Here is a 7,720-nt window from a genome sequence, read left to right as displayed (position 1 = left end):
CGGTCGCCCTCGAAGTCGGAAGCTCCGTCCTCGCACATGAGCGCGTAAGCGCGATTGTGCAGGGCGGGGTAGTTCACGCCTTAAAGGTGAGAATCGGGCGCATTTTAGCGACTACTTCGATCGTGCCTGCGGCTACTTGGGTATCAATGACGCGATCGATCGACTTGTAGGCGGCTGGAGCTTCTTCAATCCGGCGTTCGTTTCTTAAGGTGATGCAATCTACTGCGGTCAAACCTAAATCTGACTCGGTGTAGTTAGCACCCGCGCGGGTGAGTTCAAATCGGGAAATCGATCGACCCGCACCGTGCGACGCCGAGTTGAGATAGCGATCGTTACCCAAGCCCGATAATAAATAGGAAGGCGTCCCCATCGAACCGGGTGTAATCAGTAATTGCCCTGCGGCTGCGGCACAGGCACCCTTACGCACGATCCAACCATTCTTGTGGGGAAAAGTCAGATTGTGGGGGAGATCGCACACCAATGGCGCGGCGATGTCACCATAGACTTCCCGCAATCGCAGTCGCATTAATTCAGCCAGAATTAACCGATTGACAAAGGCGTAATTAGCCGCTGTAGCTTCGGCTTCGAGATATTCGGCGACTAAATCGGGATGGGTAGTGGTAGACAGCGAAAACAGATCGGATTGAGGAAAGGGGCAACCCTTGAGCCAGGCGGCTTTAGCTCGATCGCGCCACATGCCACCGATATATTTACCTACAGTTCGCGAACCGGAGTGAATCGCGATCGCCAGTTGTCCGACTTTGATGTTGGATTCATAGGCGAGGCGAGGATGGCGGATCTCGATGACTTCTTGGATTTCTACGAAGTGATTGCCGCCGCCAACCGTACCCAAGTCACCATCGCGTACTAATCCTGCTGCTGGTGTGAGTTCGCTCGGTGCCCAACGCGCATTTCCACACATCGAGCCGAGAAATTGAACGCGATCTATTTCTTGCCATAGTTGCGCGAAATCCGATCTAGCCACACTTCCCATTGGCTGTTTTGTCATCTGCTCCAGCCAGCCCGGTATGCCGTCAGCAAACATGCCGCGACTGGCGGCTGCTGTCATGGTGATGTCGCGAGTGCCGAGCAGATAGTCTCCTTTCATCAATGCCACAAATTTATCGCGCTGGGCGAGAAAATCGGCAAGGCTCAGATCGATCGTATGCAGCCGCATTCCGCAATTGATATCGCTACCGACGGCTGCGGGGACGACCATTCCCTCGGTTTGAATTACCGAACCGATCGCGACTCCGGTATCGCCGGGATGGAAATCGGGAGTCGCAAAGGCACGAGTGACACTACCCCCACCAGGATGGGCGAGTGTTGTCAGGCGAGCGAGTTGTTGAAAAGCTTTGCCTTCGATCGGAAAATCTGGCGGTAGCAGAACTTCGGCGATGGGTAATTCTTGTCGCTGGTTCGGTTGCTCTGACAGAGCATCGTTGAGGCGTACTGTATAAATATTATTGTCGTAACTTACATCCAATCCTTGCTTTGCTAGTGCGCGGAGGAGTCGATGAGTATTCTTTGGCTGCTGCATAAAACCTGTCGCCAATACCACTTCTGGTTTTGGCAATTTTCTTTGTATAGGTTGACTGGGTTTTCAGCAGCCGCAGTCGTTAGTAGTTGAAGGTTTTGGTAAATTAATAAGATTTAGGCAATCTACCCATACTTTTATGCTAACTCGAAAAATCGATCGATGTCAACTGGTAATATGTCGATCGAGTAGTTGCTAATTTTGCAAGGATTTGGGTGGTGGTAAGTTTTCCAATCTGTAGGGGCAATTCATGAATTGCCCCTACAGATTGGAAAACGCATCCCCGCGAACATGTGTCGATCGAGTGCCCGTTGGCCTTACTAATCTGAGATCCGAGATCCAAAATCCCAACCCCCAACTCCTACTCTTTAATCCCCGTATTCGCCACACCTTGAATAAACTGCTTTTGTCCGAGCAGAAATAACACGACAATCGGCACAGTCGCAATGCCAACTGCGGCCATCATTAGTTGCCAACTATTGGTAAATTGTTCTTGAAATTCAGCCAGAGCCAGTTGGACGGTACGCAATTCGGGACGGGTCGTAAAAATCAGCGGCTTAAATAAGTCATTCCACTCGCCGATAAAAGTAAACAAAAACAGCGTTACCAGTGCGGGGCGCGATAATGGCAGCACGATCCGCCACAAAATCTGCAACCGATTGGCACCGTCGAGGCTGGCGGCTTGTTCGAGTTCGACAGGAATGGTCGAGAAAAATTGCCGCAGTAAATAAATCCCAAAACCACTTGCAGCACTGGGGAGAATTAGGGAACTATATGTATTGAGCAGGTGTCCCCACTTTAGGATCAAAAAAATCGGAATGACTAAAAGTTGGAATGGAATAACCAGGGTAGCTAGTACCAGCAAGAGCAAGGCTTGACGACCCCGAAATTTTAGACGGGCGAGGGCATAACCTGCCAGCGCGGAGGTAAAAATCTGCGCCGCAGTCACAGCTAGGGCTACAAATGTGGAATTAGCAAAAGCGAGGAGAAAGTTACCTTGACTCCAAGCCGCTTGATAATTGGCAAATGCGAGTCGATCGGGGAGGCTAAAACCACTAGCCGTCGCCCCAACTGGAGTAAGCGAGGTGATGACAACCACTGCTAGCGGTGCCATCATTAGACTAGCCCCAATGAATAGGAGCAACCAGTTTAAAACTTGCCACCATCGAAAATAGTCAGAATCGGATAACTTATGCACGGTTTTGGTCTGGGATCGGTTAAGATAGTAAAGTTTGTAAATAAAAACAAATCTTTAGATTAGCCAGCAAAAGATTACAGTAACGTTACATCTTTACACAAAGGAACAGCCCCTTAGCGGCTGCGTAAAATTAAATAATATTCGGACCCATAGGAGAAATCGAACTCATGGTGCAGATGGCAGCCAGTTTGGAACTTAACTTTACAAGTGAAATCTACAAAGATGCCTACAGTCGGATCGATGCGATCGTGATCGAAGGCGAACAGGAAGCGCATGAAAACTATATTACACTAAGTGGTTTATTGCCAGATTTCCAGGACGATCTAGTCAAGTTATCCAAAATGGAACTGCGCCACAAGAAGGGGTTTGAAGCCTGTGCGCGGAACTTAGAGGTAACTCCCGACCTGGGCTTCGCCAAAGAATTTTTTGCCCAACTTCACGACAACTTTCAAGTTGCGGCGGCGGCTGGCAATATCGTCACTTGTCTGTTGATCCAATCTTTGATTATCGAGTGTTTTGCGATCGCGGCTTACAACATCTACATTCCAGTTGCGGATGAGTTCGCCAAAAAGATTACAGAGGCGGTAGTCAAAGATGAATACATGCACCTCAATTTTGGCGAAGTTTGGCTCCAAGACAACTTTGAAGCGTCCAAAGTCGAGCTGCAAACTGCCAACCGTCAAAATCTCCCCTTGGTGTGGAAGATGTTAAATAATGTCGCCAAAGATGCCAAGGTGTTGGGGATGGAAAAGGATGCCCTAGTTGAAGACTTTATGATTGCCTACGGTGAAGCTCTGAGCAATATCGGCTTCAATACTGGCGAAATTATGCGGATGTCGGCCTACGGCTTGATGGGAGCTTAGATAATTGAGAATTGAGAATTGAGAATTGATAGCTGGCGATTGTCGATCGAAAGCTACCGATTAAGATTGGCTTGAAGGTCGGTGAAGTTATCTGACTGACTTGACAAGTATCTTACTGTCAATTGCGGCAAAATCGGTAGGGGTAATGTCTTGAGTGAAACACATGCGGAGGGAACCTCCGCGTGATTTCACTCGCTTCATGAATTACCCCTACCGATTTTACTTTCTGCCTTCGTTATCGATCGCTAATCCTGTGCTCCTAGCGTTTTGAGATCGTTAATTTGGGCTTTGCTCAATCCTTGAACTCCAGTAATATTCATGCCCTCATAGGGACGGTGGGCGCGACGAGTAGAAAGTAGATTACCATCATTCAAATCCCAGAGCCGAATTGTTTCATCTTCGCTGGCACTGGCTAAATACCTCGCGCACGAACTAGCCGCTACAGACCAGATCCAGCTTTGATGTCCAGCGAGCGTATCGGTGCATAGTCCAGTTTCCATCGACCAAATTTTGATGGTGTAGTCAGATGCACCACTAAATAGCCATTTACCATCGGGACTGTATGCTAGCGATAAAATCCAGCCGTCATGTCCGGCAAGCGTATGACATAGCTCTCCAGTTTCGATATCCCAGAGCAAGATTTGACTATCCATCCCGCCGCTAGCCAGAATTGTGCCGCACGGATCGAAAGCAACTGCGATCGCGCGATTGGTATGTTGGGAGAATATCTGCACTGGCGTTTTATCGTGCGAATTCCAGATTTTAACCGTCCGATCCTCACTCGCACTAGCAAGCAGATCGAGTGTGGGATGATAGGCTAGACCGCCGATGCGATCGGTATGTCCGGTGCGAACGGACAGACACCGCCACCTTTGGGTATCCCAGACTCTAATACTACAATCGCTACCACCGCTAGCTAGATAGCGGCCATTCGGACTATAAGCTAGCGCGAGAATTCCGCCTTGATGTCCGCGCAAAATTTGGTCGCAGCTCAAGGATCGAGCATCCCAAATTCTAATCGTGCGATCGTCGCCACTGCTGGCAAAAGTCCGACCTTGAGGATCGGCAGCCACCGCAGTTACAGACTTACTATGTCCGGTTAATTGTGCGGTACAAGTCCGATCTGCGATCGACCACACCCGGACTAGAGCATCGCGACTGGCGGTAATCAGCTTTTGGGCGTCGGGACTCCAGGCGATCGATCGAAACCAATTGGTGTAGCCATTGAGGGCTTGCAAACATTTCCCATCGCTAATTTGCCACAACCGAATCGTCCGATCTTCCCCACCACTGGCAAGTTGATGTCCCTGTGGGTGAAATGCTACCGACCACAACCGATCGTGATGTCCTTCTAAATGATGCAGGCAGTGACCGTCAGTCGTCCGCCAAATCCGCAACAATCCCCCGACGCCCGCACTCGCAAACCGCGTTCCATCCGGACTAAATCCCGCCGACCAAATTTCATCTCCATGTCCGGTTAAAACCAGCCGACAAGCTGCTAACTTCTCCGCCGGAGCATCTGTCTCGGCTATGGCATCCCAGAGGCGCAAGGTGCCATCGAGACTGCCACTGAGGATAGTTTGACCATCGGGACTATAATCGACGGTTGTGACCCAGTTTTGGTGGCCGTTGTAGACTCGTTCGCATTTACCGCTGACAATATCCCAGATCCGCACGGTACCATCGGCACTACCACTGACTAATTTGTGTCCTTGGGGGTGAAAGCAGATGGACATCGACCAATGTTGATGCCCTGCAAATTGACGCACGCATTTCCCCGCGTGCAGATCCCAATAGTAAATAATATTATTTGTGCTGCCGCTGGCTAAATAGCGACCGTCGGGGCTAAAACTCACTCCCAAGCTATGAATGCCCTCGCCGAGCGTTTTTATGCAGACGCCACCATCTTGCAAATCCCAGATCGAGATCGTCCGATCGTCGCTAGAGCTGGCTAAATACCTACCGTCGGGACTAAATTTAATCGATCGCACCCAATTGGTATGTCCCGAACAAGTCAGCAAACATTGGCCGTCGCTAACGCACCAGAGCCGAATATCGCCATTGCTATCGCTAGCGGCGAGAGTATCGGCAGTGGGATGATAGGCGATCGCTAGTACGCTACTAAAAGTTTGAGTAAAAGCGCAATCGAACATGTGTGCATTGGTAAAATTGACCCCCGCTAAATCGCTACCGACTAAATATGCCTGCTGAATTACCAACTCCGCACAGTCTAAATCGGTCAGATCCAGTTTGAGATCGATTAAAAAATTGAGGATATTACCCGCAAAATATCCCGGTTGCAACGAATTGCGCTCTTGCCAGTCAGCGAGGATGCGGCGCAGATGCTGGCCGATCTGCTGCGGATTGCCAATACTAGTACGCAGTCGATCGAGTGTGGGTTTGACAATCAGTCGTAATTGTGCTTGCCGCAGATACTCCTTAGCATTGGCTTGGGCGATCGGATGCGTATTGAGCAACAACGGTTGCTCCCGCTCCATCTCCGTGCAAATCCGATCGACAAATTTACTCGTGACGTATTCCATCACCATCGGCTGTAACGACCAGTGCTGTTTGCCCCGATTTTCCAGAGTAGAGGCTATCCCAACGATCCCGGATGAAGTGGCGATAATACTCCGCCGCCGGAGCGACTGAAGTACTGTGAGTAACGATGAATTGCCCAGACTGCTCTGTGGCTCGATCTGCTCTAGATTGCCTGGAGGCTGGCGATTCCACGCTGGATGTAGTGCTATCTCCAAATCGGCAATCGACATTGGTTCGCGACCGATCGCCAGCCAGTACATTACCTGCTGTTCCTCCGATGTCAACCGTTCCCACTGCTGCTCTAGCAAAATATGAATATCGGCAAAACCTAACTTATTGGCTCGCAAGTGGGGGAAAATTTCACTTACATCGCCATCCGCCACTTCCTGCACTGCCGCCGCAATCAGTTGAAAAGCCAACGGATTGCCGCCACAATAACGATCGACCTCCGCCCATTCCAACGGGACTACAGGCTTACACCCACGATCTGCAAAAATTTGTTGTCCGGCGATCGCATCCAATCCCGGTAGCATCAGGGTGCGGACTTTGGCATCGACGCCTTCAAGTTGACTGATTTGCGTCGGTTTTTCGCGACTGGTAAGTAATAGACAACTCTGATGATTCATCCGTCCTAACGTACTAAATAAATCGCCATAATCGGCATACCCAGAGCGATATTGTCCCACCCGCGCCCCAGCCTGAAAAATCGATTCGCCATTGTCTAAGACAATCAGACAGCGATGCTGCTGGCAAATTTCGAGTAACAATTCAATTTGCCCCGCTACTGTTTTGGGCATTAGTTCCAATTGCAATCGATCGCTTGTCAATTGCCGTCCCGTCGCACTAGAACTGGTTTTCAACCGTGGCGATAAAATCAACGTGCGGATTAATTCTGGGAGTAATTCTTTGAGAGGTGGCGCATTGAGGAGACTCCGCCACAAAATATAGCTAAACCGATCGGGATTTTCGGGCGCGCCATTGTCTCCCACATTACGCATGGCGGCTTGCAATTCTTGAACCAATTCGATCGCGATGGTCGTTTTACCCATGCCACCCATGCCCAAAATTGCCACCAGCCGACAGCGATCTTTGCCCAGCCAGCGATGTAATCGATCGCGTTCTAATTCCCGTCCATAAAATGCCGAGACATCCATCCCTTCGCCCCAGTCGATTTGTGGGTAGATTGGCTCTGCTGCGCTCGGTGATGGATCGATGCTGTTAGCAAATGATTCGATTATCTGCCGAAAATTAGTTTTAGAGACTTTCTGCTGCGTCGCTGCGGATAACATCCGCCATACTTGCGCGCCGACGCCTTTGATGTAGTTAAAGTCGTACCCAGCGGCTGCGGCCAAATCGCGATAAGAGCGACCCGCCCAAGCCGCCCTAAATACCATTTGCTGAGGTGGATTTAGGTATTTTGGAGCTAAAAGTTCTTTGACGATTGCCTCAGCACGCTCTATTTCCATCAAGATCTTCTCCCAACCAATTCTCAGTTTCTCATACTCATCAAGATAACCGATCTGGCTGTGGATAGGGATTAGAGCTGAGACGAGAGGAGGTTTTTAGTTATAAAAATACAAT

At 49.8% G+C, this 7,720-nt stretch carries 4 protein-coding genes; 1 reads left to right on the top strand and 3 read right to left on the bottom strand.

The features are described 5' to 3' along the window. Nucleotides 1-73: 73 nt before the first annotated feature. Nucleotides 74-1,540, bottom strand: a complete 1,467-nt coding sequence (locus C7B77_RS18580; protein WP_106308133.1) for an RtcB family protein — start codon at nt 1,538-1,540, stop codon at nt 74-76. A 358-nt stretch (nt 1,541-1,898) separates the two neighbouring features. Beyond that, entirely contained in the window at nt 1,899-2,654 is a 756-nt protein-coding gene (locus tag C7B77_RS18575) for a carbohydrate ABC transporter permease (protein ID WP_342761363.1), read from the bottom strand. Between the two features lie 248 nt (nt 2,655-2,902). Between C7B77_RS18575 and C7B77_RS18570 the strand changes: the two genes are divergently transcribed. Continuing rightward, nucleotides 2,903-3,598, top strand: coding sequence for an aldehyde oxygenase (deformylating) (locus tag C7B77_RS18570; RefSeq protein WP_106308127.1), 696 nt, complete (start codon nt 2,903-2,905; stop codon nt 3,596-3,598). 245 nt (nt 3,599-3,843) lie between these two features. On the opposite strand, the gene C7B77_RS18565 is transcribed toward C7B77_RS18570, so the two are convergent. Further along, nucleotides 3,844-7,605 carry a WD40 repeat domain-containing protein gene (locus C7B77_RS18565; protein WP_106308124.1) on the bottom strand — a complete coding sequence of 1,254 codons (3,762 nt, stop codon included), beginning with the start codon at nt 7,603-7,605 and terminating at the stop codon, nt 3,844-3,846. Between the last annotated feature and the right edge of the window lie 115 nt (nt 7,606-7,720).

The organism is Chamaesiphon polymorphus CCALA 037 (assembly GCF_003003845.1).
Lineage (GTDB): Bacteria > Cyanobacteriota > Cyanobacteriia > Cyanobacteriales > Chamaesiphonaceae > Chamaesiphon > Chamaesiphon polymorphus.
This window is presented reverse-complemented; position numbering and strand designations above follow the sequence as displayed.

Bases quoted from the DNA above. Each gene is read 5' to 3' on its own strand.
- C7B77_RS18570 (WP_106308127.1), top strand. From the start codon at position 2,903: ATGGTGCAGATGGCAGCCAGTTTGGAACTTAACTTTACAAGTGAAATC.
- C7B77_RS18580 (WP_106308133.1), bottom strand. From the start codon at position 1,540: ATGCAGCAGCCAAAGAATACTCATCGACTCCTCCGCGCACTAGCAAAG.
- C7B77_RS18575 (WP_342761363.1), bottom strand. From the start codon at position 2,654: ATGATGGCACCGCTAGCAGTGGTTGTCATCACCTCGCTTACTCCAGTT.
- C7B77_RS18565 (WP_106308124.1), bottom strand. From the start codon at position 7,605: ATGGAAATAGAGCGTGCTGAGGCAATCGTCAAAGAACTTTTAGCTCCA.